Genomic DNA, 24,247 nt, shown 5'->3' on the forward strand with positions numbered 1-24,247 from the left:
TATTAGTTGAACCAATCGGGCTTTTATGGACAGTTAATGCGGGATAAAATGGGCATTAGTGGTTTAGTGCATTTTATTCATAAATTCCTATAAACATAACAACATAGAAAGAGGAATATTCACTAAAAGTACATAAGAGTTAGCTTTCACACCTCTTCACGCTTCGTATAATATAGCAACAGCAAAGAAGGAGTGGTTAAAAATGAAACAAACTTACGACTACCACGCTACAAAGAAGTATTTAGAAGAAAAGAAACAACAACTATGCAACAAACTTAGTTGTAAGCATCTATCTAAAAAAGAGCGTGAACAACTAAAACTTGAGATTGATAACTACGAATATATATTAAATTTAGCCGAAATGAATCATTATGAACGAGGATTTTCTCGTTAAAAGTAAATATAGAATTTATCCACTTTTTATTTTGAGCATTTTATTACGCATTTTTCGTAAGTAAATATATAATAGGATGTACATTAAGATTGAGAGGTATATTCTATGATCAAATTAAGCGTATTAGACCAATCACCTATTTCAGATGGTAGTACAGCAGCCCAAGCTTTTTCACATACAGTTACACTTGCGCAAGAAGTTGAAAAACTCGGATATACACGCTTTTGGGTATCGGAGCATCACAACTCTGTCAGCCTTGCTGGTTCAAGTCCTGAAATACTTATTTCACATATTGCAGCAAAAACAGATCGTATGAGAGTGGGTTCAGGTGGTGTTATGTTGCCACACTATAGCCCATATAAAGTTGCTGAGAATTTCCGTGTTTTAGAAGCGCTTTATCCAAATCGTATTGATCTTGGTGTCGGCAGAGCACCTGGTGGTATGCCAATTGCAACTCGCGCACTTCAAGAAGGCAAAATGGTCTCACTTGATCAATACCCAGAACAAATTGCAGATGTTGCAATGTACTTACATGATCAAGTACCAGAAAACCATCATTATGCAAATTTAAAGGCTACTCCTGTCATTCCAACATCTCCCGAGATGTGGATGCTTGGTTCTAGCGGAGAGAGTGCAATGATTGCCGCAAAACAAGGTGCTTCTTTTGCATTCGCACAGTTCATTAACGGATACGGTGGCCCTGAAGTAATGAATGCTTATCAAGAACAGTTCCAACCTTCTTATTTAGGAGATAAACCAAAATCAATCGTCTCTATTTTTGTTATTTGCGGAGAAACGAATGAAGAGGCGGAAAAAATTGCTTCTAGTTTAGATTTATCAATCTTATTACTAGAACAAGGAAAGCGTACAACTGGTACTCCTTCTATCGAAACTGCACAAAATTATTCATACAGCGCTTATGATTTATTCCGTATAAAAGAAAATCGTCAACGTATGATCGTCGGTGATCCATCTTCTGTGAAAGAACAAATCGTAAACTTAAGCAAAGCGTACAATACTGATGAATTTATGATTGTCACAATTACTCATCGATTTGAAGATAAATTGAATTCTTATCGCTTACTAGCAAATGCTTTTCATTTATAATGACAAAAGGGAGATACATCAATTATGATGCATCTCCCTTTTTTACTACTTATTATTTTTGTCGTCTATATATTCAATAGCTTCTTTATTTCTCTTCGTCCAATAAGTTTAGTATAAAGTTTAATAAACAGAAAAATCAATATTTTACTAAACAAAAAAAGACAACAATATATTTATTGTTGTTTTCAATACATCTACCCACTCTTTTGTTTTTTTCTGTCTGGTTTACTTGAAACTAAATAGTGTTTTTCTGAAATATATAAGTCTCTTTTTAATATACGATTTAAATACGGCCCTAATTTCATCCCGCATATAAGGCGATCTTCACTACCTTCAACAATTGGAAACATTTCTTTTTCTGTTACGTATTGATCTACTGCTTTTTGTACGATATCAATTTCTTTAACTAGGTTTAGATTTTCTTCTGTATGTTCAAATACCTCAAGCGTTTCCTTCGTAATAAGAAAACTATTTGTTGGAAATGCAAGTAAATACGGCTTTAACAAATCATAATTTACTGTATAATCATCATTTACTAATACTGTATAAACGATATTAGCATTCTTTTCTAGAAACTTAGCCATCGCTTGTTCTAATTCATCTTTCGTAATTTCACGCTCTTCTTTTCCAGTTCTGAAAAAGCGAAACATCGCATCGCCTCCTTTTTACTATATTATAGCATAAAAGAAAACTGGAAAATTACAAAAAAAGCCATTGAAAGAATTTTTCAATGACTTTTTTCTTTATATACTTATATTTATTTTAAGAACGCACTTAGCATCCATACATGTTGTTCTAATGTTGTATGAATCGCTAACAACATGTCTGCTGATGTTTCATCGCCAGCTTCGCCAGCAACTTCCATACCTTCTTTTAATTCTTGAATAAGTGCAGAGTAATCATTCACTAATGTTTGCACCATTTCTTCTGCAGATTCCTTGCTTGTCCCTTCACTCACACTAGATGTTGCAAGATATTCTTTCATTGTCGCTAGCGGTTTACCTTCCAACGCTAAAATACGTTCTGCTAATTCATCAATATTTGTTCCAGCTTCATTGTAAAACTCTTCAAATTTCTCATGTAACGTAAAGAAGTGTGGTCCTGTCACATACCAGTGATAATTATGTAGTTTCACATATAACACATTCCAGTTTGCTACCTGCTTGTTTAATACTTCAACAACATTTGTTTTCGTACTCATACAATCCACTCCTCTTATCATTTCATAATGTTTATCTTTTAATAACCTAGTTACATGTTACCATACATTTCCTATCCTTTCGAACGATTGGCTCATATGTAACAAAGTTTTAACACCTTTAATACTTCCCTAATATCTTTTAATTCATGTATGTTTTCAAACACTTCATACGTCTAATTGTCCAAGCTCATACATATGCATAATAGTAAATCAAGCTCATCGTAGTAGAAAGAGGGATAACATGGACAATCAACAATGGCAAGTAGCAAAGAAGGTCGCTGCTACTTATATTGGAACAGTCGTTGGAGCTGGATTTGCTACTGGACGAGAAATTGTTGAATTTTTTACAGTGAACGGATTATATGGAACAATTGGCATATGTGTAAGTGGATTTTTTTTTATTTGGCTTGGCACAAAGATGATGTTACTTTCATCACAAATCGGTGCATTTTCAGCGCAAGAATTTAACAAATATTTATTTGGGGATGTAGTTGGCAATGTTGTAAACACACTATTATTACTCGTATTATTTGGTGTAACGAGCGTTATGTTATCAGGAGCTGGGGCGGTATTTGAAGAGCAACTTCGTTTACCAAGACAACTTGGTATTTTCATTATTTTGATCGCCTGTCTCATTATAGGTAGTCGCGGATTACAAGGGGTTTTTGAAGTTAATACACTTGTCGTACCTATTATGATGATTTTTATTATCGGACTTGCTATTACAACTTTTTTTCACGGTACAACTCCTATTAGTGACACTATTCCTGCAGAAAGCTGGAATATGAAGTGGATTACTAGTCCTATTACATATGTCGCCTTAAATCTTTCTCTCGCCCAAAGCGTTCTCGTCCCGTTAGCCAGTGAAGTAAAAGATCGAAAGGCCATTTTATGGGGCGGTATTTTAGGCGGTGCAGGACTTTCTTTAATTTTATTATGTAGCCATTTAGCTATTTTATCAGTCGATCAATTTTATCAATATAATATCCCAATGGCTGAAGTCATAAGAAAATTCAATGCAACTTTTCACTTTTTCTTTGTTCTTATCATTTTCGGTGAAGTGTTCACAACTTTAGTTGGTAATGTGTTCGGAATGACAAAACAAATGCAATCCATCACCGGATGGAAAAGTAACAATATTATTTTCTTCATTTTACTAATTAGTTATTGCTTTAGTTACATTGGTTACAGTGAATTACTCCACATTCTATATCCTATAATTGGATGGGTCAGCATCATTTTACTGCCAATTATTGCTTTTAAACAACTTCAAAAAACATAAAAGAAGCATCCATGTTATTGGATGCTTCTTTTATGTTCATTCACAATCATCGCATACTTCCCAGTACGGCCCCATTTCGAGTGCTAAATATGGCTTTAATTGCAACCGAATCATCCGACTAGGCATACGTTCTAAAACGAATTGAATTCCTTCCTCCTCTTCGTCTAATTCAACTTTTGAAATCGCAATTCTTTGCATAGTAGAAATAGGCATTCCATCTTTATATAAAGTGATTTTCACCTCATCATATTCATTAAAATACAATTCAACACTCATTTGATTTTTCAACAGTTCATCAACAATTTCATATTTATCATTTCGTTCCTGGATTATATATTTCCAGCCGCCTCTACCTTCTTCTTTCGGAGCTGCTTGAAATAATGTCATCAAATCCTCGTATAGCATAAGATAACCCCTCTCTTACTAAAAAACGATGAGTATTTTATATACCCTTTATCTCTATCACTATCCATATGTATTGTACCATATATCGTCGTTTTTACCGTATTCATTTGCTTCATAATTGCATGTAAAACACCTGATTCTCTTCATTATTATATGAATTGTCTCTCATTATATTTCTTAATATGCTTCTAACGCTTTCCAATCATATCAAACATAAGTAAATGCACTCTTTGTCCATCCTCCGCTTAGTATTTCCTTACAATAACAAAAAAGAAGAGTGACTTTTATCACTCCCCTTAAAAGAATTTCCCCGTAGCTACTAACGCTAATACTAGTATTAAAATTGTAAATAATAATGATACGATGAAACTAAAAATAGGTAATGCTTTCTTTTCATTCTTCTTAAAGAGTAACTTTAAACTAAGAAAGATGTTTACTGGTACAAGTATAAAATAAAAATATTTAACAATTTGCACCGAACTATTCGAAAGTGTTTTTAAAATAAACACTTCAATTAGAAAGACAATAAAAAATGAAATACTTAACCAAAATGAGACATAACTAAGCCAAGAATGTCTTTTGGTACCCCAATAAACTCCCATAGTAATCTCCTTTATTTGCATTTTATACGATTATAATTATACACAAAGCAAACAAATACCTCTATTTTTCGACAAATATCATACAAAATATACCTTTAAATATTATAAAGATACTCTCAATCTCATTTCATTTTACATAATAAAAACAGACTACTCCAATAGCATACTGCTATTGGAGTAGTCTGTCCTCTGTTAAACTTTAAATCTTTCAATTAACCCTTGTAACTCTTCAGCCATTTGAGATAATGTACCAGCCGCCGAACTAATCTCCTCAATGGACGCTAGTTGTTCTTCTGCTGATGCTGCAACGTTTTGAGTACTCGTCGCATTGTTCTGTGCTGTCATTGCAATTTGACCTACTGAAATAGACACTTCATTTGCACCTTTTGACATCCCATTAGCCGTTTCAACCATCGTTTTAATTTGATCTGCAATTTCATTTGTAGATTGTAAAATCTCAGTAAAGTTTTGCTTCGTTTCATTCGCAATAACAAGTCCAGATTGAACCTCTTCATTTACATGCCCCATAGATTTTACCGTCTTACTCATGTCATCTTGTATTTCACATATTAATTTACTAATTTCATTAGATGAAACGCTAGACTTCTCCGCCAATTTACGTACTTCATCTGCAACGATTGCAAATCCTCTTCCGTGCTCTCCTGCTCTTGCAGCTTCAATTGCCGCATTCAAAGCTAGAAGATTCGTTTGATCTGCAATATTTTGAATGACTTCTAGTATGTCACCAATTTGTTTTGATTTATTATTTAGTAACTGAATAACTTCATCTGATTGTGAAACAGATTCTGCAATAGACTGCATTTGATTTACTGTTTTTCCTACTAGTTTCCCGCCATCTTCTGCTTTTTCACGAGTATGAGCAGAAGCCGTACTAATTGATGATGAACTATTTGCTACATGCTGAATTCCTTCTGTTACATCAAATAATAACATTGCACCATTTTCTACGCTCGTTGTTTGCGTTGTTGCCCCGTTCGATATTTCATCCATTGCCATTGTAATTTGCTCAGTCGCTTCACTCGCTTGTCTTACACTTGCCGTTAGCTCTTCTGATGCTGCTGCAACATGTCCAGCCGACGTATTAATTCTTCCAATTAACGTTCGCAATGCATCTGTCATCTCATTGAATCCTTTTGCAAGTTGGCCAATTTCATCATTAGAATGAATCTCGATTGTTTGCGTTAAATCTCCCTCACTTATTTCTTTAGAAGTGGCAACTAATCTTTTTAATGGCTTCGTTATAGAAAGTGTCACAAAATAAATAAGTGCTCCGCCTATAACTAATGAAATAAACATAACAATTAACATATTATAAAATACAGGCTGCGCAGCTTCAATTATTTCATTTGAGTACATCGTTCCACCGATTTTCCAACCTGTTTTTACATTTGTAGCAAATACCATTTGTTTTTCGCTGCCATCATACATATATGAAAAAGCACCATGGTTATCTTCATAAATTTTCTTCGCCCAAGAATCAGCTGCTTTTTCTCCTGATTTTTCTTGAGGATGTGCAATTATTTTTTGTTTTCCATCTAAAATGAAAGCATATCCCTTTTTACCGATATTGATTAACTTTGTTGTTTTTAATAAATTATCTAAACTTAAATCTATTGCTACAACACCGTTTTTATCTTCTGCTTGTTTTGCAATCGTTACGACAATATGTCCATTTCCTTTCGCCTTATACGGCTCAGTAATGACAATACCACCTTGTTTTGCCACTGCATCTTTATACCAAGAACGATCTGTTGGATTATAGTCTGCTGCCATTTGTATATTTGGTTCTTGCACAAATTTCTTATCATTCCCAGCAACATATACTTGTTCAACATCTTTATTCAAATTGATATATTGAGATAGCATTTTTCTTAATTCATCTTGATTATCCCCTTGATACATATTACCTTGAATCACCCGTGCAAAATTATTCACGTCATTAAATTTCGCATCAATCATTTGATTGATTAAATTATCCAGTATTTTTATATTGTCGTGAGCACTGCTCGTAATTTGTGATTCAAAATTCTTTTTAGCTGTTTGATAAGACATGCCTCCGATAATAGAGCCAGCCGCAATTAAAATTACAAAAAATGAAATTAATAACTTTTTTGCTACTTTCATATCACGAAACCAATTTAATAGTCTACCCATTACAAACCTCCTGCTTTTCAATTTCAAAAGTTAAATCTAGCGAGTTGTAAACATTTCCCATCCCTAAATTATTATTTTCATAATCTATTACGATGAATACTTTGTAAAGTTTAAACAATTAAATTCCCTTTGTCTATATATTTGAATAATATTATTATAAAATTTACAAATGCAAAAAAAGCCAAAGGGAACTACCCTTTGGCTTTTCATATTTTTTTATGCTGTTTAGAAATCTTTTTCCACTTATCACGCTCTGCTCTCGCAAGAATAGCATCTTGTTTTCTCATAAAATACGCCAGTTCTCTTTGTAATTTTTTATAGCTTTGCAAACGATTTATCGTAATAATTCCGTTATCAATTGCATTATGCACTGCGCACCCTGGCTCATTTTCATGTTTACAATCCCTAAAACGGCACGTTTTTGCTAATTCTTCAATATCAGAAAATGTTGTTTGAATTGCATCGCTTCCTTCCCAAAGCTGCAGCTCCCTCATACCCGGAGTATCAATAACTAAACCACCACTCGGTAATCGGAACAATTCACGATGAGTTGTCGTATGCCTTCCTTTACTATCTTCCTCACGAATATCTCCCGTTTTTGCTACTTCAAGTCCTATGAGTGCATTTAACAAAGTGGATTTTCCAACCCCCGATGACCCGACTAAAGCAATTGTTTTTCCTGAAGAAACAAATTGCTGCAACGATTCAATACCAGTATGCTTTAAACTATCAACGACGAAGATTGGAACACCAATTGCCACAGCTTCCGTTTCAACAATTTTCTGTTCCACGTCTTCACATAAGCTACTCTTTGTTAAAACAATAACAGGCATTGCACCACTTTCATACGCTAATAGTAAATAACGTTCTATTCTTCTTACGTTAAAATCATGGTTAAGTGCATTTACTAAAAATAGATAATCTACATTTGCTGCTATTACTTGTTCTTCCGTTCGATTACCAGCCTCTTGTCTAGAAAAAGAGCTTCTTCTTTGAAAAATACGATGAATAATTGCTTTCTTTTCATTCTCTATTTTCTTTATATACACCCAATCACCAACCGCTGGATAATCTCCCTTCGTTACTGCTTCATGTCGAAACTTTCCAGACAGCTCTGCCATATATTCACCATCATTACAAATAATTCGATATATATGCTTATGCTCAAGTAAAATACGCCCTACTTCAAAGTTCTCTACAGCTTGTTCCTCAAAAAAAGAATCCCAGCCGAACGATTCTAAAATATTTTGATTCAAATTGATATCCTCCCTAGTTTAAGCTAAGCGGAAGGATCGTGCGCTAACTTATACAGTCTCGCCCTTTCCATCCACCTTTGTATTTGGTTTATTAATATAAGTTATTTTCGCCATAATACATCACCCCGTTCTCATTTTAATTACTCTCATTATATGGAATATTCATTTAAAAAGCTATCTTATTTAACGTAATTTTCAAATAATTTATTTTTCATCATTCTAATTTGTCCACGGTGATTAATCTCATCTTCTAGCACATGAAACCACAGATAGTGCTGGTTATACGCTACATCGTTAGGCCACTTTCTTTCTGACATAAGCCATTCATCATCTTGTTCACTCAAATACTTCAACGATTCTCCTCGAACACTTTGTAGAAGTTGTTCATAATACTGTATGTCATGACCACGGATTGTTCTCCCCGCTTCCCCTAAATACAGTGCGTCTTCCCATATTTTTAATTCTTCTTTTGTAAAGTCACGATCTTGAAATGAAATAAGTTGATGAGCTTTTTCTATAGCTGCTATATGCTTTAGTAACGCTCCGATGGAATTTCCTCCACTCGGCATAATTAAATCTAATTGCTCAACTGATAGATCTTGTATTTCCTGTAATGTTACAGACCTCGTATGCTCCAGCATGCTTACTAATTCCCCTATATTTTTTGCATAACCATCCACACTTCTTATTCGATAATCTATATTCATATCACGCATCCCTTTCTACATTCATATTAAGGAATAACCTCTTTATATAATAGACTGAAATATATCAGATTTTTCTGTTATAATTAATTTGAATACAGTAAAAACCCAAACAAACTTTCTCAATATGCTTCTATGAAATATTAAAAGGAATCAATATAAAATAATCGAATCTTATTCACTAAAAGGAGTGGATTCGATGGAAATGTATCAATGGCTAACTGCAGTTCTTGTTGGTGGCATTACTGGCTTCGTTTCCCATCTAATCAATAACCAAGGTAAGTTATTGCTTCCACGCCGTTTGAAAACTTTTTTTCACTTTGGGTTTTTGACTGATATTTTTACTGGTAGTCTAGCTGCACTTCTTGGACTCGTTTTATTCGATGTCACCTTAATAAAAGAAATTATTAAAGTATCCATTGTGACTGCCATTTCCGGTCAGACTTTCTTACTGCACCAAGCGCTTGGTGGTGAGCAGGCTAAAAATACACAAATTGGGAAAGCTGATGAGAAGATTCAAGAAATTGACAAATTATTACGACGTTAGTCTATACTTTTTTTAAAAATTATTGCTATAATAAACAATAAATATTTTCTATTGCGTCGTTTGTCAGAAGAAAGGGTGTTTCGTATGACAAAAAAGAAAATAGAAGATTTCTTAACAAACACTGAAAAAGAGGAACTGCTAGAAAACTATAAATGTTTACGAGAAGCCCGCACAAAGAGCGAAGCTAACTATTTTGGTGAAGCAGTAAATCATCTATTAAATATAGCTAAACAACGAATTATTAAAGATGCAGGCATACATGATGAAAATGCAGCAACTGTTCAATCAAAGAAAAAAGCACTGTTTTAGTTGCATTTGCTAAAACAGTGCTTTTTATTACGGGATTTTTTCACATCTATTTCACATCTTTTTCACAAATATAAGTAGTCCTATATGCTAAACTAAGTATATCCTTTTCCAAGGAACTATATGCCGATATATAAATCCCTATTTTTATAGGGATTTTTTATTTTTGGATTCCTCATAACTTTGTGAAAAAACATTTCTACTATTGTTCTACTTTCTTTAATCTCTGCACTCAAAAATCCCTTCATGTATTATTACTCTTCTAATATTGATTTCATATGTGGTTTCCAACTGCTATTTTCATTGATAGACTAACTGCACTTCTTGCACTCGCTTTATTCCATGTCACCTCAAATAATAGATAAATCCCTTTTTTTATTTATACAAGCTTCATGATGCAATTCCTGTCTCACGATCTTCATTAAGCTTTTCACTTCTTCTAAACAGAAATAAAGCTACAATATATAGTAACGCAGTAAAACTACCTATAAGTATAAAATTGTGAGATGCTGCAAATAACATTCCTGCTATTGCCGCTCCAATCATTTGACCAATGTACATAGAAGCATTTACAAGCGCGGCTCCTGTTCCTCTTGCTACACTAGACATGTTTTGTAAGTGCCTCATCATTAATACAAACAAAATTCCTGTCACAAAAAACAAAACAAAGAACAATAACTCCACCAATACGATGTTCTTTACATGAGGAAGTAATACATATAGCACTGCTGTAAATATAATTCCACCATAGAAAGAAAGTTTATAACCAATTTTATTTACGATTCTAGGGCCAAAAATATTACCAGTTAAATTTCCTAATCCTAATACGAGCATAGCTGTACCTACTTCATGGACTTGTAAGCCGAATTGACTGGAAAGCCATACACCAAAAAATGAAAATGCAGCAAAATTACCAGTTTGAAAAACAAAATATGCAAAATAAGAAAGTGAAACCTTTGAATCTGTAAGTAATTGTTTATAGCGCTTTAAGATGTTTGTTTTACTTCCACCTATATGAACCGGTTGTATTTCTGGTAATACTACATAGATAAGAATGACAAGTAGTGCTGATAATATACCAATGACGAAGAATGGTGTTGTATAGTGTATCATTGCCAAATATGATCCAACTGGCAACCCTAAAATTTGAGAGATTGCTAATCCTGCTGTTGCAATTCCAATTGCCTTTACAATTTGCTCCTTCTCTATAAGGAGCGGAATAGATGCCCACACTTGTGGAGACACAAAGGCTGCACTTACACCTGCTAAAAATCTAAATGCTAGCATCCATAGAAAACTCGGTGCCATTCCACATAAAAACGTACTTAACGCAAAAAAACTCATTCCTATTACCATTACTTTTTTTCTGTTTAAGCCATCTGATATAGGACCAGCAATAAGCGCAAATCCAGCATATCCTAAAGCATATGAGCTCACCATCCACCCTGACAGCTCAGTTGAAACATGATACACCTGTTGTAATATCGGTAAAAGTGGTGAAATTAAGAAAGTATCCGTACCGATCATAAACATGGTTGTAAAGAATACAGCTAGTACTCTTTTCATTTAAACCTTCTCCTTTTATATAAAGTGAAACTTTAATCAGCCCTCACCAATCGGGCTTTTACGGGCAGTTGATTCCCCACCTAACTTCTTTGCTCCCGCTAAATTTTGAGGTGGGGGTCTTACTGCACGTTAATGCGGGATAAAAAGAGGGAACACCCCTCTTCTCAATTAAGCTTCTAAAATAGCTTCAATCTCTTTCATCACCTTCTCATTCAATGAAACTTCCACCGCTCTTACACTTTCTCTTATTTGCTCCGCTCGTTTCCCACCAGGAATAACGGTATCAATTCCTTTTTTGTTTAATAGCCAAGCTAACGCTAAATGCGATACTTCAAGATTTATTTCTTTAGCTAAGCCTTTTAACTTCTCAACTTTTTTAAAGTTACTCTTATATGTATTTTCTTCAAATAGATTTACACTTTGACGCCAATCGCCTTCGTTTAATTTAAAATCTTCTGTATATTTTCCACCTAGTATCCCAAAAGCAAGAGGCCCGTATGGTATAAATGAAATACCTGATTCTATACAATACGGCAAAATTTCTTCTCCAGCAGTACGATCCAACATATTATACGGTGATTGTACAACATCTATTTGTTCGTGCTGATTCGCTTCTTTTAATCGCTCTACGTTTACGTTAGATATTCCAATTGCACGAATTTTACCTTCTTCTTTTAGGCGATTAAGCTCACCAATTGAATCTATGTAACTTGTTTCTGGATTTGTAAAATGTAAATAATATAAATCAATATAATCAGTTTGTAATCTTCTTAAGCTATTTTCCACAGCATTTCTTAAATAGCTTGGCTCATTATTAATATAAACTTCTCCATTTAATAACGGCTGTATTCCACCTTTTGTAGCAAGTACAACTTCGTGGCGTTTTCCTTTCAATACTTCTCCTACTAATTCCTCTGATCTACCGAAACCGTATGAATCTGCTGTATCAAAAAATGTAATCCCTTGCTGGATAGCTTCTTTTATTAATCGTTTTCCTTCTTCCTCATTCACATCAGCATATAAATTATGTCCCCCTACAGCATTTGTTCCTAGCCCTAACTTCGAAATATGTAGTCCTGCCTTTTGCAATTTGGTATATTTCATTTTTTCTCCCCCTATATTTCTATTGTTCGAATATATTCGAACAATAGAAATATACCACTTTATATGTTATAGTGCAAACTATATTAACTTATACAAGCAGGTGAAAAAATGCGTACTCTCTATCATCCAAATCGAGAAGAAATTCAATTCTCTTCTGTCTTATACGCACTTAGCGATCAAATTCGTTTACAAATTGTAACGATGCTATTAGAGAAAAATGAACAATCTTGTGGTGCGTTAAACATTCCAATTGCGAAATCAACTTTATCTCACCATTTCAAGGTTTTACGTGAATCCGGTGTTATGTATACACGCATTGAAGGAACACAGCGTTTCATTTCAATTCGTGAAGATGACTTACATGCTAGATTCCCCGGTTTATTAGACGTCGTATTACATGCGACAGAACCATACTAAAAAACATCTCATATTCATATGAGATGTTTTTTAGTATGGTTCTATTCTTTTAATAAAATGCAACTTTAATCAGAAGGAACTTTGTTCATCACACACTAGAAATATATACGCTTCATTCTTTTTCACTTTATTTTTTTACTGGATCCTTTGGACACTTTAATTATTTGATTACATTTTATACACATCATTAATATAGGACCGCCTATCTGTTTCAATTCCTGTAGTTGCTTATGCTCACACTCCTCCATATTATTAATTAGGTCATTTTGTAATTACTATAACTACTAAGTCCATTCCTAATTTAAGGTCTGAATAAAACGTTTAAATGCCGATATCCCTTCGTCATCTCGTTTAAAAACGCCAGCATCTTCAAGCGCCTGTATAAATTTCTGTCCTAATTCTGCTCTTACTATCTCCTGTACATTTTGTTCATGTATCCGATTGTAATATTTGATTTTTAATTGTTCTGCCCATCGTATATGAAGCGTTGGAATATCACTTGGAATGTTAAGTAAGAATTTTTCCACTTCCTGAAGTTCTGTTTTTAAACGCGCCGGAAGTACTGCTAACCCCATTACTTCAATTAGACCGATATTTTCCTTTTTAATATGCTGTATTTCCGCATGAGGGTGGAAAATACCTAGCGAATGTTCTTCACTTGTACGATTGTTCCGCAAAACAAGGTCCAATTCGTACATACCATTCCGGTAACGAGCAATCGGAGTTATCGTATTATGTGGAACATCATTCGTAAATGCAAATATATTAACAGATGGATCACTATATCCCTTCCACCTCTCTAATATGTACTCCCCTGCATTTACTATTTGTTCTATGTCTTTACTTCTTAAGCGAATAACTGACATAGGCCATTTAATAATAGAACATTGCATTTCTGGAAAGTTAGTTAGTTCAAAAATTAGGTCGTTTGATGCATTTGCCATAGCAAATTCATAGTTTCCACCTTGATAATGGTCATGTGTTAGAATAGATCCTCCTACAATAGGCAAATCAGCATTAGAACCAAGGAAATAATGCGGGAATTTTTCTACAAATTTTAACAAACGTAAAAATGTTTGACGGTCAATTTTCATATCACGGTGTTCTGAAGACAATACAATACAGTGTTCATTGAAATATATATACGGAGAATACTGTAGAAACCAGCTTTCATCTGTAAGATTCATACGAATCATACGATGATTCGAGCGTGCTGGATGTCCAATTCTGCCTCTATATCCTTCATTCTCAATACAGAGTAAACATTTTGGATAATTTGTACTTTCCAATACTCTCTCTCTAGCAATTTGTTTCGGGTCTTTTTCCGGTTTTGATAAGTTAATCGTTATATCAATGGGTCCATATTCCGTATTTACTTTATAATTTATATTTTTGGCAATTTGCTTCATTTGGATATAGTTGCTGTTTTTACTTAACTCATAGAAGTAATTTGTCGCAGCCTTCGGATTTTGTTCGTATTTTTCATAAAATAGAGAATTGATAACGGACGGTTTGGACATAAAAACATCCATAATTGCACTTGCTAAAATCTCCTTCTCGTCCATTACTGCCTCAATGACTTTATGCATACAAGCATATTCAATTAACTCTTCCAATAACTCTGAAATTGCTTTCTTTGCGGGCGCTGACGCTTCCACTACAAAGTCATCTAAACGAAGTAAGGAAAGGATTTGATTCCTTGTATATATTTCATCTTCTTTTTCAATCAGTTGAACTTCAATAGCACGATCAATTAACTGCTGGATAGCTTGATATATCATCAGTATATACCTCCTCTAACCTTATAGCGGTTTTCGTTGTTACGATGCCAGTTCTATGTACCTTTTATCATTTTATGAACAGATCTATGGGATAACCACCACCCTAATAAACATTTCATGAAAAAGAAATAAATACTAGATTCCACGATATATTCGACAAAGCCATACAAAAAAACATCTCATAAAATTATGAGATGTTTTTAGTATTTGCTATTCTTTTAATAAATCTATTAATCCATTCCCTTCAGATGTACGTTCATACCCTAAAGGTACAGTTCTTTTAATAAGTTGTGCATATATTTCTGGCTCTGATAACTTTCTACCATATTCTCTCTCACACTGCTTAATGAGCAATGCCAGCGCTCCAGCGACATGCGGTGTCGCCATAGAAGTTCCACTTAATACCGCATATTTCCCTTCAGGATACGTAGATAATATTTCATCACCTGGCGCCACTAAATCAATTTCTTGATTCGAATTACTAAAACATACGATTTTCCTTTCTAAATTGACAGCGCCTACTTCAATTACTTCGGAATAAGCACCTGGGAAATCTAGTTCTTCTGTATTATCATTACAATCTCCATTATTCCCAGCAGCACATACGACGAGAACATCTTGCTTTACTGCATTTTGAATCGCTTCATGTAATTCTGGAACGTCCTGCGGGCCACCAAGTGACATTGAAATAACTCTAACTCTTTCTTTATTAGACCCTCTCCAATTTACAGCATAATGAATCGCCTCAATAATTTGCTCATAACTTCCAGAACCATCTCCCGCTAAAACCTTTAACACTAACATTTTAGCAAGTGGTGCGACTCCTAAAACACCGACTCCATTTTCAGTCGCTGCAATTGTCCCCGCTACATGAGTACCGTGTCCGTTATTATCAAGATAAATATTTGGATCTCCTTCGTAATCTTTCGTGAAATTTCTTCCACCGATAATGCGTTCCTTTAAATCTATATGATTCACATCACAACCTGTATCTAATACGGCAACAACAATATCATTTCCTTTCGCACTCTTCTCCCATACTTGTGGAGCATGAATGAGTTGTACACCTGGTGGAATTTCATTTACTTGTTCAACCACCTTATCTACTGTAAAAGGAATCAATTGTATACCTTTTTGTTTATTCGCTGTACTACTATTCATCGTAATCCCTCCTGAAAATATATTATTTTCATTTCAGACCACTTTTGAAAAGGTTTAAATGTAACATTCGTTTTATTCGTTTCGTTTTCCTTCCTTAAAAATATTTCTCAATATAGCTTACTAATTTTATACTACTCTTTTTATTTATCTCGTAATTTTTATTCACCAAAAATCCAATTGGTACAACCATTAACCAAAATAAAAGGACCAATTTAATGGTCCCTTCATAGTTTTTAAAGAATGATATGAAATTTTAAAAATAAATTAAGACTAAGCCTCACTCTTATTTAAAAACTTCTCTATTTCTTTTATTAAATGTTTCGCTCCATCTATACTAACAGTAATGTTTCCATTTGCTAATGATATGTTTTGATTTGAAACATCACCTGTTATTTGACAAGCATTGTAAGGTTGATATTTTTGTAAAATGACTTTATCTTCTTCTACGAAAATTTCAAGTGGTGATTTGATTTGTATTCCTAATACTTCTCGTAACTCTTTAGGAATAACAATTCGTCCTAATTCGTCTACTTTTCGAATAATTCCTGTTGCTTTCATATTACTCCCCCCTTACTTTCTATTAATTTTTCCACCTCGCTCTTTCCATTTTATCACTTTTTGGTAATACTTGCCTCTTTTTAGAAATTTTTGTACTCAAGTTAAAATAACACAATTAATGCATACGTAATCTCTCTTTCAATTGTTTTAAATAACGAGATCTTATCAGTAAGAAATATACAACTTGAATTCCTACGAAAATACTTAATACAATCGCATTTTCTTTAAATAGTGAGTACTCAAACATCTGTCCCAGTGCAGTTAACGCTACTGCCCCATGTAATGTTGCAACACCTATTGGAACGAAGAATAAAAGTGCCAATCGGATTGTAACTACTTTCGATAACTCTCCACTCGTTAAGCCTACTTTTCGAATCATTTCAAACAAACGAGTATCATCCTCCAAATCAGAAAACAAACGGAAGTAAAGGAAACTTCCTGCACATACGAAAAATACTATACCAATAAAGAAACCTACAAATAGAATTGGTCCTGCGATTTGTAAACTTTGGTTTTGTTCATACTCTTCTGCACTAAACATTGCATGTTCTTCATAAGTCTTCATTTGATGAGTAAGTTCTTTACCAACTTCAATTTCATCTTTCGTTCCTTCTGTTTTGTACACATAATCTTTTTCCTCTTTAAATCCATCTTGTAATGCATCATATTGATTTTTAGAGATTACATAGACGTTACCTCTTAGTATTTTACTTAATGAAGAAGTATTAACTTTTTTCACTTTTAAAGATTCATTCAAATGTGGTAAAGTAATTTCTTTTCTTTCTTTCATCGGTGGGCCTGGTATATCGACTGATAAAAATAAAGCTTCTTTATTTGCTACAGTTTGAAATGGTTCTCCTGTTAACTTCGCATATTCCTTATAATCTGATTCTTTTATGAAAACGGCACTTCTTAACGACTGCTCCTCCGCCTTTTTCGTTGAAATATTCGTTTTAGAAGCTGCTATACTATGTTTCTTTAATCCTTCATCAATCATCTTCAAATGCTGTGATTCATTACTATTTCCTTGCTTAGAATGATACTGAAACGCAATTGGTCTCTCCATAATCCCTTTCGTCATGGACGTGAAACCTACTAATGTACCTATTGCTGAAAATGCTACAGTTGAAATAATAGTTACAATAAAGAACATTCTGGCGTTGTCTCTCATACGGTAAGCTAAATCTGATAACGTAACAATATTTGTCTGTGTCCAATAGAAACGTTTACTTTTTTTACACAGTCTAATAATAAAGACACTCAACTGCTTGTACAGCAAATACGTACCAATAATGACTACCGTTGTAACAGGAATCATCATGACAAATACCATTGCCCCGTGTGACATAAGTGCTCCTGCATATCCCGCACTAAGCAATATAACCGCTAATATAGAAGAAATAATCGATGCTTTCGGTTCCGGCTTCGCTTCTGCGGATCCTCTAAACAATTTCATAATTTTATTTTTTCGAATCATTCCTGCACTAAACAATGAAATAATCATAAATAATACGAAAAACATAATACTCGTTACAACAATGGCTTTCATTGGAATGTAATAAGCTAAAGTAATATCTAATTTTAATATCATCGGAGCTACAAATAGTAATATTCCGGAAAATAACATTCCAGCAAGTATTCCAAAAATAATGGCCCCTATCCCAATCATAATATTTTCAAAGAAGATAAGACGCTTTAATTGATATTTCGTCATACCTAACATCATTAAAATTCCTAATTCACGCTTTCTCGTTTTTAAAAACATTCCCATCGAATATAAAATAAAGAAAAACGTAAATAAGTAAATAATGGACTGTGCAAAAGACATACTTACGAATACGTATCGTCCCAATTCTCCAGCACTTAATGCGGGATGAAACGCAAAAAATGAATAAACAAAAAAGGCCATAATGGCAAATGCACTACTTAAAAAATATGCTGAGTATGTTCGTCTATTTCGCGTTACATTCCGGTATGCGAGTTCTCTAATGTTCATATTACTTCTCCGCCCTTCTACTAACTATGTTTTTATATTAGTAAAATACGGAAATACCTTCCATCGATTCAAATGACAAAAACCTTACATTATTGAAAGGTTTCAAAAAAATTGCTTAAACGAAGCAGTTTCATTATAATGACTACATTCATATTCATACACGCATCCTATTGTATATTCGTTAGTTTTGCGAAATAATAAAGGATAGAAGTATGTACCAATATACATATAAACTTAATTACTGCTTTAATATGAATAGGAGGAAACATAATGACATTACAAGAACAGATTATGAAAGCATTACATGTTCAGCCTGTAATTGATCCGAAAGCAGAAATCCGTAAACGTGTTGATTTCTTAAAAGATTATGTAAAAAAAACAGGTGCGAAAGGATTTGTACTTGGAATTAGCGGCGGACAAGACTCTACATTAGCTGGACGTTTAGCTCAGCTTGCAGTGGAGGAAATTCGTAATGAAGGTGGTAACGCAACATTTATCGCCGTGCGCCTTCCTTATAAAGTGCAAAAAGATGAAGATGATGCGCAATTAGCATTACAATTTATTCAAGCTGATCAATCTGTTGCATTTGATATCGCTTCAACAGTTGATGCTTTCTCAAATCAATACGAAAACTTATTGGGTGAATCATTAACAGATTTCAATAAAGGTAACGTGAAAGCGCGTATTCGTATGGTTACACAATATGCAATTGGAGGACAAAAAGGTCTACTTGTTATCGGAACTGATCACGCGGCAGAAGCTGTTACAGGATTCTTTACAAAATTCGGAGATGGTGGTGCAGACCTATTACCATTAACGGGTTTAACGAAACGTCAAGGACGTGCTCTTTTACAAGAATTAGGTGCGGATGAGCGACTTTACTTAAAAATGCCAACTGCTGATTTATTGGATGAAAAACCAGGTCAAGCTGATGAAACGGAGTTAGGTATTTCGTATGATCAACTAGATGATTATTTAGAAGGTAAAGCAGTTCCAACTGACGTTGCAGAAAAAATTGAAAAACGTTACACAGTGAGCGAACATAAAAGACAAGTTCCAGCATCAATGTTTGATGATTGGTGGAAATAAATAAAACATAAAAAAGAAGCTAACCTCATTAGCTTCTTTTTTGTTAACGATACACCCCTACTCTTTTCTCTAGTAAATCCTGCAAACAATCCTCGTGTTGTTGATTAAACAATGGTGGCATCTTATTTAACGGGAAAAACTTCAAATCTAACGTTTCATCACCGTCTATTTTTTTCTCTCCTCCGGTAATTGAGCATGAAAAGAATAGTAAGATTGACTGGGCTTTATCTCCATTTGGATACGCTTGAAAATATTTTGAATACACCCCGATAAGCTCATTTATTTCCACATCATAACCTGTTTCTTCTTTTATTTCTCGAATCGCAGTTTCTGCGGCAGATTCTCCAATTTCCATTGCACCACCAGGAAATCCCCAAGCGTTGAAATCACCTCTTTTTTGCAGCAATACTTCTCCATGTTCATTCAACACACAACCACCCGCAAAGTTTATGAGAACACAGTCGTGCCCTACTTTTTTACGCAATTCTTTTATATAATTAGCCATCCTCTCCCCCTTTTCATAAGTCTTCTATCATTATTTCTTATCTTTTTCAAGCAATTCAATCATTCGATCTAGCTTCTTATTCATATTTATTTCATGTTGTTTTTTTGCAGCGCTATTTTGCAATAATCTTCTAAGGAACAAAGTAAATGATAGGAAAAACAAAACGATAAGTCCGATTACTAAACAAGTATATATCAATATAAAAATATTATTTTCGAACAAATCCAATCAGATTCCACATCCTTCCTTTTTATATTTTATCACAAAATTCTGTTTTTTAAAGTGATACATAATAAAAAGAGCACCTTTTACAGATGCTCTTTTTCATTACTTAATACGTAAATGAAATTGTCGCTAATGAATAATTTGCCATCGCACTATAAGGTGCTACTTCATAAGATACACGCTTTGCACCTTTTGGCCAATTTATTTCATTTAACACTTTCTTTATATCTTGCATTGTTCCATCCATAGATTGCTTATATCGTACTTCTACCTTTTCTGGCTTAGAAGCGAATTGTTGCTGTAATTTTTTCTTAAATTCACTATAATTATCTGCCCCGTATTGTGCAGACAAATATTTTAAATTTGTTTCTTTTAACATTTGTTCATACGCAGCAGTCTTTGAACTACCCGTTTTTATTTTGTTTGTTAATTCATTAAAGTAACTTGCAGTTGCCGCCGGATATTTACTACGATCCCATTCATGATCTTTACTTAATTGCTCGTCAGACATATTAAAATATGAATATGTTACACGCCCAGCTTTATCTGGTACTGGATCATCGAATGTCGTATCAATGTGGTACCATTTGTTTTCAATGTTTACTAAATTCCATGCATGAGCTTGTCCATTCCCTGTGCCTGTTACAATATGATTTTGAATACCTGCTTCTTTTAACAACTCATACGTTAATAACGTATAGCCTTGACAAACGGCAGAACGATTCGCTAATGCTTCATATGCTGTATACGCTTTATAAGACGTATCATAAGATACATGTTTTACAACATAATCGTGAATAGCTTTTACTTTCTCATGCTCATCCATCCCTGTTTTTACAATTGAACCGATAATTGCTTTTGCCTGAGATTTTACATATTGTGTTTGCTCTTTTGATTCACGGTATTTCACTTGCAATGTAAACGTATAGTTTCCTGGTAACCCTTTAATAGAATATTTAGTAGACGCTACATTATATTTTACATACTCATCTGCATCTACAATTTTATTAAACTCGCCATACAATTGGTCCATAACATTTCTAGCATTTCTATCTTTCTTTTTATATGTGATTGTAATATTTTCTTCTCGATTATCAACCTGTTTTTTTAATTCTTTTCGGAAATCATCTAATAGCTTTGCATCTGATTGTGTTGTCGCTACAGACGGATTCGTAGCTGCATAAGATACCGTTGACGCGTGTAAGCCTCCCATTACTATAGTTGAACAAAGCAGGGTAGCTGTCACATACTTACTTGTCTTTCTCATCTCGTCACTCCTTACATTCTATAACTATACGAAAAAGTATCGTATAGTTTCAGAGTATACAATACTTTTTCGTATAGGTCATATGAGATTATGCATATTTAACATTGTAAAAAGGCTGTTCCTTTTACAAGAACAACCTTTTTCATTAACAAGTTTGTAATACACAACATGTATTTTCAAAACGTCGATTTTTTAAGTCTTCATTTCCAATACAGAAATAAAGCATTCCTAAATCTCCCCACATCATATTACAATTTTTAGTATCTGAATCGATTTGGAATAAAAGCGTCATTTGCTGCGGGTCTATCCCCATATATTCTCCTGTCTCATATAATACTTCCTCTTGTACAGAGAATGGCTCACCAAACATTTGATGGTTATCATAGTTGTCTGGGATTAGTTCTTCAAGCAATTGTAAGAAACGATCTGAATCAGCCTCATCTTCAATGAAAAGCTCTGGCAATTTATATGTCAGTTCAAAAGTAGTTGCACACTGGTTATAATTTGTTTGCAATTCATCGGCCCTTCGTAATTGCTCTACAGGAACATCATAATAAAGTACACGCCCCGCTTCAGTTGGATTCACATCTTCTTCAAAGTAATTTTCAATGCTGAAAAAATATAACATCCCTGTCTTAGGAAGATTGTGACCCATACCAACATTTTGTAAATCATTTAAATTAAATTGAGCGATAAATTGTAATGGATTTCCTTTGTGCATTGGGTATTCCAATGTAGCTGGCAAGTCAGGAACTCCTCCCATTTTCGAACTACCTACCGCAACTGTTTCCTCCTGCTTTGGCACAACTTTTACACAAGGAAATACAGTGTGAATAAGTTCCTCTTTTAAATGTGTCAGCCCATATTTATCAATTAATACTTCAATTTGTTTATTCATAAATTCTCCTTATATTTACATACTTATTTGTATCATCGCACAAAAATTATACTCCATTCTTTGTAAAAACAACAAGCCTCCAAAAAAACGGGCTCTTCCTCCATACGCGAACAAGTTAAAAAAAGCATAGTATACATTGTTCCTACAAACACGATAGTTCATTATTTCTTCCAGTACATTTTCCCCTCGTTCATTTTTATTTTTAATTTAAGGAGGAATTCCACATGGGTTACGGATATAGTTGCGGCGGTTACGGCGGTAGTTGTGGTGGATGTGGTTATGGAGGTTTCGCTTTATTAATCGTTTTGTTTATCCTTCTAATCATCATCGGAGCTAGCTGTTGGGGCGGCTTTGTAGGCTGCTAGTAAATTTAAAAACTATTGTAAAAAAGCACGTACAATACGTGCTTTTTTGCCATTTTCAAATCTTTTATTCGAAAGGAAGTATGATTAATGAAGATTGATGGTGTTTTTGAAGGGGGCGGTGTACGCGGAATTGCGCATGTAGGGGCAATTTGCGCGTTAGCTGAAAAAGGCTATGAATGGGAACGTGTAGCTGGAACATCAGCTGGTTCCATTATCGCTGCGCTCCTAGCAGCAGGATATTCTTGTTCAGAGTTAAAAACGATTATAACTGATATCGATTATAATAAATTTACGAAGAGAACCTTTATTGACAGAATCCCCTTTATCGGAAAAGGATTAAGCGCATGGACTACCCTTGGTATTTACTCTAATATATTTATAGAAGAATGGATTGAAGAATTACTTCGCAAAAAAGGAGTTCACTTATTTACAGATTTATCTGATTTAAATAAGCTTAAAATTATCGCTTCTGATATAAGTAATGGTAAAATGGTTATCTTTCCCGATGACTTACCGAACTACGGATTTTTAAATTATCGCTTCTCTATTGCTAAAGCTGTAAGAATGAGTAGTACAATCCCTTTCTTCTTTGAACCGGTAAAATGGAGAACCCCTAAATGGAAGCAACCTTGTTATATGGTTGATGGAGGGATTTTAAGCAATTACCCAATTTGGATTTTCGACTCACCTTCCTCTCCTCGCTGGCCAACATTTGGATTTCATTTCGTAAAAGATGAGATTCAAGCTGATCCTGCCCATTATAACGAGCCTATCTCCATGTTCAAAGGACTTTTTAAAACGATGATGCAAGCCCATGATTTACGTCATTTAGATAAGGAATCAAAAGCAAGAACGATTACAATTCCAACAGGATCCATTACAAGTACAAACTTTGAGTTAACAAAGGAAGAAAAAGAGTGGCTTTACAATTCTGGTTATAACGCCGCAAATAAGTTTTTACAATCTTGGAACTTCAGACAATATATTGATGACTATAGAAACGGAAATCAGGACCGAAAAACAAATCGGTATTTCCGTCAACTTGACTCATAATACTATTATTTTTCATACGAGAACACGTAACGCTTTCAAAAAAAATAAGCCTAGTAATATCATAGATTACGAGGCTTATTTACTTCATGCTGCATCATAATTATTCGTTGCTTAAGGATACGTTAACCCTTCAGCTTCTTCCGCAGTAATAACTGTGTATCGATTTCCCGTTCGTAATCCTAACAATTCTGCTTTTTCAATTGCATCCTGCTTCGACTCCGCATAAGCAGCTAAATATTTTTCTCCATTGATAATTTGGCAAATTACGTATTGTTTCATTATT

Annotated in this window: 27 protein-coding genes; 9 read left to right on the forward strand and 18 right to left on the reverse strand. The window is 34.1% G+C overall.

The window, feature by feature from the left end:
• Positions 1 to 202 precede the first annotated feature (202 nt).
• Complete coding sequence (locus tag QCI46_RS17805; RefSeq protein ID WP_048543153.1) at positions 203 to 394, forward strand: DUF3896 family protein; 192 nt, start codon at positions 203 to 205, stop codon at positions 392 to 394.
• Between the two features lie 105 nt (positions 395 to 499).
• The gene (locus QCI46_RS17810; RefSeq protein WP_048543155.1) at positions 500 to 1,501 is read left to right on the forward strand and encodes an LLM class flavin-dependent oxidoreductase; all 1,002 of its coding nucleotides are present in this window, start codon (positions 500 to 502) and stop codon (positions 1,499 to 1,501) included.
• A gap of 194 nt (positions 1,502 to 1,695) precedes the next feature.
• On the opposite strand, the gene QCI46_RS17815 is transcribed toward QCI46_RS17810, so the two are convergent.
• Together QCI46_RS17815 and QCI46_RS17820 are read right to left on the reverse strand one after the other, a co-directional pair.
• Positions 1,696 to 2,151, reverse strand: coding sequence for a DUF3939 domain-containing protein (locus tag QCI46_RS17815; RefSeq protein ID WP_048543159.1), 456 nt, complete (start codon positions 2,149 to 2,151; stop codon positions 1,696 to 1,698).
• Between the two features lie 107 nt (positions 2,152 to 2,258).
• A complete protein-coding gene (locus tag QCI46_RS17820; protein ID WP_000105195.1) occupies positions 2,259 to 2,702 on the reverse strand; it encodes a Dps family protein in 444 nt (147 codons plus the stop codon).
• 241 nt (positions 2,703 to 2,943) lie between these two features.
• Between QCI46_RS17820 and QCI46_RS17825 the strand changes: the two genes are divergently transcribed.
• Positions 2,944 to 3,984 carry a YkvI family membrane protein gene (locus QCI46_RS17825; protein WP_048543161.1) on the forward strand — a complete coding sequence of 347 codons (1,041 nt, stop codon included), beginning with the start codon at positions 2,944 to 2,946 and terminating at the stop codon, positions 3,982 to 3,984.
• Between the two features lie 36 nt (positions 3,985 to 4,020).
• Here QCI46_RS17825 and QCI46_RS17830 read toward each other — a convergent pair whose 3' ends face one another.
• The 5 genes from QCI46_RS17830 to QCI46_RS17850 all read right to left on the reverse strand — a co-directional run bounded on the left by QCI46_RS17830 (position 4,021) and on the right by QCI46_RS17850 (position 9,129).
• On the reverse strand, positions 4,021 to 4,389 hold the full coding sequence (locus QCI46_RS17830; RefSeq protein ID WP_000965083.1) for a DUF3979 family protein: 369 nt from the start codon (positions 4,387 to 4,389) through the stop codon (positions 4,021 to 4,023).
• 296 nt (positions 4,390 to 4,685) lie between these two features.
• Positions 4,686 to 4,991 carry a hypothetical protein gene (locus tag QCI46_RS17835; protein ID WP_000539573.1) on the reverse strand — a complete coding sequence of 102 codons (306 nt, stop codon included), beginning with the start codon at positions 4,989 to 4,991 and terminating at the stop codon, positions 4,686 to 4,688.
• Between the two features lie 192 nt (positions 4,992 to 5,183).
• Positions 5,184 to 7,166 carry a HAMP domain-containing methyl-accepting chemotaxis protein gene (locus QCI46_RS17840; protein ID WP_353841027.1) on the reverse strand — a complete coding sequence of 661 codons (1,983 nt, stop codon included), beginning with the start codon at positions 7,164 to 7,166 and terminating at the stop codon, positions 5,184 to 5,186.
• Positions 7,167 to 7,372: 206 nt separating this feature from the next.
• Positions 7,373 to 8,422 carry a ribosome small subunit-dependent GTPase A gene (gene rsgA / locus QCI46_RS17845; RefSeq protein WP_001073065.1) on the reverse strand — a complete coding sequence of 350 codons (1,050 nt, stop codon included), beginning with the start codon at positions 8,420 to 8,422 and terminating at the stop codon, positions 7,373 to 7,375.
• A gap of 179 nt (positions 8,423 to 8,601) precedes the next feature.
• Positions 8,602 to 9,129: a DinB family protein gene (locus QCI46_RS17850; protein ID WP_353841028.1), complete on the reverse strand. Its 528-nt coding sequence runs from the start codon at positions 9,127 to 9,129 to the stop codon at positions 8,602 to 8,604.
• A 196-nt stretch (positions 9,130 to 9,325) separates the two neighbouring features.
• Here QCI46_RS17850 and QCI46_RS17855 point away from each other — a divergent pair, with 196 nt between their 5' ends.
• A complete protein-coding gene (locus QCI46_RS17855; protein WP_000426320.1) occupies positions 9,326 to 9,673 on the forward strand; it encodes a DUF4257 domain-containing protein in 348 nt (115 codons plus the stop codon).
• A gap of 84 nt (positions 9,674 to 9,757) precedes the next feature.
• Complete coding sequence (locus QCI46_RS17860; RefSeq protein WP_060490073.1) at positions 9,758 to 9,982, forward strand: hypothetical protein; 225 nt, start codon at positions 9,758 to 9,760, stop codon at positions 9,980 to 9,982.
• A 387-nt stretch (positions 9,983 to 10,369) separates the two neighbouring features.
• On the opposite strand, the gene QCI46_RS17865 is transcribed toward QCI46_RS17860, so the two are convergent.
• Both QCI46_RS17865 and QCI46_RS17870 read right to left on the reverse strand, forming a co-directional pair.
• Positions 10,370 to 11,545, reverse strand: a complete 1,176-nt coding sequence (locus QCI46_RS17865) for an MFS transporter (protein WP_353841029.1) — start codon at positions 11,543 to 11,545, stop codon at positions 10,370 to 10,372.
• 168 nt (positions 11,546 to 11,713) lie between these two features.
• Positions 11,714 to 12,649, reverse strand: a complete 936-nt coding sequence (locus QCI46_RS17870; RefSeq protein WP_353841030.1) for an aldo/keto reductase — start codon at positions 12,647 to 12,649, stop codon at positions 11,714 to 11,716.
• A gap of 108 nt (positions 12,650 to 12,757) precedes the next feature.
• Here QCI46_RS17870 and QCI46_RS17875 point away from each other — a divergent pair, with 108 nt between their 5' ends.
• A complete protein-coding gene (locus QCI46_RS17875) occupies positions 12,758 to 13,066 on the forward strand; it encodes an ArsR/SmtB family transcription factor (RefSeq protein WP_064474209.1) in 309 nt (102 codons plus the stop codon).
• Between the two features lie 296 nt (positions 13,067 to 13,362).
• Here the strand turns inward: QCI46_RS17875 and galT are convergent, their stop codons facing one another.
• From galT to QCI46_RS17895, 4 genes are all read right to left on the reverse strand, one after another.
• Entirely contained in the window at positions 13,363 to 14,847 is a 1,485-nt protein-coding gene (gene galT, locus QCI46_RS17880) for a UDP-glucose--hexose-1-phosphate uridylyltransferase (RefSeq protein WP_353841031.1), read from the reverse strand.
• Positions 14,848 to 15,057: 210 nt separating this feature from the next.
• Complete coding sequence (locus tag QCI46_RS17885; RefSeq protein ID WP_353841032.1) at positions 15,058 to 16,008, reverse strand: serine protease; 951 nt, start codon at positions 16,006 to 16,008, stop codon at positions 15,058 to 15,060.
• Between the two features lie 270 nt (positions 16,009 to 16,278).
• On the reverse strand, positions 16,279 to 16,566 hold the full coding sequence (locus QCI46_RS17890) for an AbrB/MazE/SpoVT family DNA-binding domain-containing protein (RefSeq protein WP_048543174.1): 288 nt from the start codon (positions 16,564 to 16,566) through the stop codon (positions 16,279 to 16,281).
• A 115-nt stretch (positions 16,567 to 16,681) separates the two neighbouring features.
• On the reverse strand, positions 16,682 to 18,562 hold the full coding sequence (locus tag QCI46_RS17895; protein WP_353841033.1) for an ABC transporter permease: 1,881 nt from the start codon (positions 18,560 to 18,562) through the stop codon (positions 16,682 to 16,684).
• A 270-nt stretch (positions 18,563 to 18,832) separates the two neighbouring features.
• On the opposite strand from QCI46_RS17895, the gene nadE reads away from it, so the two are divergent.
• Complete coding sequence (gene nadE / locus QCI46_RS17900) at positions 18,833 to 19,651, forward strand: ammonia-dependent NAD(+) synthetase (RefSeq protein WP_353841034.1); 819 nt, start codon at positions 18,833 to 18,835, stop codon at positions 19,649 to 19,651.
• 43 nt (positions 19,652 to 19,694) lie between these two features.
• On the opposite strand, the gene QCI46_RS17905 is transcribed toward nadE, so the two are convergent.
• From QCI46_RS17905 to QCI46_RS17920, 4 genes are all read right to left on the reverse strand, one after another.
• Entirely contained in the window at positions 19,695 to 20,156 is a 462-nt protein-coding gene (locus tag QCI46_RS17905) for an NUDIX hydrolase (protein ID WP_353841035.1), read from the reverse strand.
• A gap of 30 nt (positions 20,157 to 20,186) precedes the next feature.
• Positions 20,187 to 20,384: a DUF4083 domain-containing protein gene (locus QCI46_RS17910; RefSeq protein ID WP_353841036.1), complete on the reverse strand. Its 198-nt coding sequence runs from the start codon at positions 20,382 to 20,384 to the stop codon at positions 20,187 to 20,189.
• A 103-nt stretch (positions 20,385 to 20,487) separates the two neighbouring features.
• Positions 20,488 to 21,648: a transglutaminase domain-containing protein gene (locus QCI46_RS17915; RefSeq protein WP_353841037.1), complete on the reverse strand. Its 1,161-nt coding sequence runs from the start codon at positions 21,646 to 21,648 to the stop codon at positions 20,488 to 20,490.
• A gap of 145 nt (positions 21,649 to 21,793) precedes the next feature.
• Entirely contained in the window at positions 21,794 to 22,546 is a 753-nt protein-coding gene (locus QCI46_RS17920) for a YwqG family protein (RefSeq protein ID WP_353841038.1), read from the reverse strand.
• 224 nt (positions 22,547 to 22,770) lie between these two features.
• On the opposite strand from QCI46_RS17920, the gene QCI46_RS17925 reads away from it, so the two are divergent.
• Together QCI46_RS17925 and QCI46_RS17930 are read left to right on the forward strand one after the other, a co-directional pair.
• A complete protein-coding gene (locus QCI46_RS17925; RefSeq protein WP_000540423.1) occupies positions 22,771 to 22,911 on the forward strand; it encodes a YjcZ family sporulation protein in 141 nt (46 codons plus the stop codon).
• An 87-nt stretch (positions 22,912 to 22,998) separates the two neighbouring features.
• Complete coding sequence (locus QCI46_RS17930) at positions 22,999 to 23,964, forward strand: patatin-like phospholipase family protein (protein WP_353841039.1); 966 nt, start codon at positions 22,999 to 23,001, stop codon at positions 23,962 to 23,964.
• Positions 23,965 to 24,075: 111 nt separating this feature from the next.
• On the opposite strand, the gene QCI46_RS17935 is transcribed toward QCI46_RS17930, so the two are convergent.
• Positions 24,076 to 24,243, reverse strand: a complete 168-nt coding sequence (locus QCI46_RS17935; protein ID WP_000816376.1) for a DUF3933 family protein — start codon at positions 24,241 to 24,243, stop codon at positions 24,076 to 24,078.
• Positions 24,244 to 24,247: the final 4 nt, after the last annotated feature.

Origin of the sequence: Bacillus cereus group sp. RP32 (assembly GCF_040459735.1) — a bacterium.
GTDB lineage: Bacteria > Bacillota > Bacilli > Bacillales > Bacillaceae_G > Bacillus_A > Bacillus_A wiedmannii.

Coding starts and splice junctions, on each gene's coding strand:
- QCI46_RS17835 (WP_000539573.1), bottom strand. CDS start 4,991: ATGGGAGTTTATTGGGGTACCAAAAGACATTCTTGGCTTAGTTATGTC.
- QCI46_RS17830 (WP_000965083.1), bottom strand. CDS start 4,389: ATGCTATACGAGGATTTGATGACATTATTTCAAGCAGCTCCGAAAGAA.
- galT (WP_353841031.1), bottom strand. CDS start 14,847: ATGATATATCAAGCTATCCAGCAGTTAATTGATCGTGCTATTGAAGTT.
- QCI46_RS17895 (WP_353841033.1), bottom strand. CDS start 18,562: ATGAACATTAGAGAACTCGCATACCGGAATGTAACGCGAAATAGACGA.
- QCI46_RS17825 (WP_048543161.1), top strand. CDS start 2,944: ATGGACAATCAACAATGGCAAGTAGCAAAGAAGGTCGCTGCTACTTAT.
- QCI46_RS17920 (WP_353841038.1), bottom strand. CDS start 22,546: ATGAATAAACAAATTGAAGTATTAATTGATAAATATGGGCTGACACAT.
- QCI46_RS17915 (WP_353841037.1), bottom strand. CDS start 21,648: ATGAGAAAGACAAGTAAGTATGTGACAGCTACCCTGCTTTGTTCAACT.
- QCI46_RS17855 (WP_000426320.1), top strand. CDS start 9,326: ATGGAAATGTATCAATGGCTAACTGCAGTTCTTGTTGGTGGCATTACT.
- QCI46_RS17850 (WP_353841028.1), bottom strand. CDS start 9,129: ATGAATATAGATTATCGAATAAGAAGTGTGGATGGTTATGCAAAAAAT.
- QCI46_RS17875 (WP_064474209.1), top strand. CDS start 12,758: ATGCGTACTCTCTATCATCCAAATCGAGAAGAAATTCAATTCTCTTCT.
- QCI46_RS17870 (WP_353841030.1), bottom strand. CDS start 12,649: ATGAAATATACCAAATTGCAAAAGGCAGGACTACATATTTCGAAGTTA.
- QCI46_RS17865 (WP_353841029.1), bottom strand. CDS start 11,545: ATGAAAAGAGTACTAGCTGTATTCTTTACAACCATGTTTATGATCGGT.
- QCI46_RS17935 (WP_000816376.1), bottom strand. CDS start 24,243: ATGAAACAATACGTAATTTGCCAAATTATCAATGGAGAAAAATATTTA.
- QCI46_RS17860 (WP_060490073.1), top strand. CDS start 9,758: ATGACAAAAAAGAAAATAGAAGATTTCTTAACAAACACTGAAAAAGAG.
- QCI46_RS17805 (WP_048543153.1), top strand. CDS start 203: ATGAAACAAACTTACGACTACCACGCTACAAAGAAGTATTTAGAAGAA.
- QCI46_RS17885 (WP_353841032.1), bottom strand. CDS start 16,008: ATGAATAGTAGTACAGCGAATAAACAAAAAGGTATACAATTGATTCCT.
- QCI46_RS17930 (WP_353841039.1), top strand. CDS start 22,999: ATGAAGATTGATGGTGTTTTTGAAGGGGGCGGTGTACGCGGAATTGCG.
- QCI46_RS17890 (WP_048543174.1), bottom strand. CDS start 16,566: ATGAAAGCAACAGGAATTATTCGAAAAGTAGACGAATTAGGACGAATT.
- QCI46_RS17820 (WP_000105195.1), bottom strand. CDS start 2,702: ATGAGTACGAAAACAAATGTTGTTGAAGTATTAAACAAGCAGGTAGCA.
- nadE (WP_353841034.1), top strand. CDS start 18,833: ATGACATTACAAGAACAGATTATGAAAGCATTACATGTTCAGCCTGTA.
- QCI46_RS17905 (WP_353841035.1), bottom strand. CDS start 20,156: ATGGCTAATTATATAAAAGAATTGCGTAAAAAAGTAGGGCACGACTGT.
- QCI46_RS17925 (WP_000540423.1), top strand. CDS start 22,771: ATGGGTTACGGATATAGTTGCGGCGGTTACGGCGGTAGTTGTGGTGGA.
- QCI46_RS17810 (WP_048543155.1), top strand. CDS start 500: ATGATCAAATTAAGCGTATTAGACCAATCACCTATTTCAGATGGTAGT.
- QCI46_RS17815 (WP_048543159.1), bottom strand. CDS start 2,151: ATGTTTCGCTTTTTCAGAACTGGAAAAGAAGAGCGTGAAATTACGAAA.
- QCI46_RS17840 (WP_353841027.1), bottom strand. CDS start 7,166: ATGGGTAGACTATTAAATTGGTTTCGTGATATGAAAGTAGCAAAAAAG.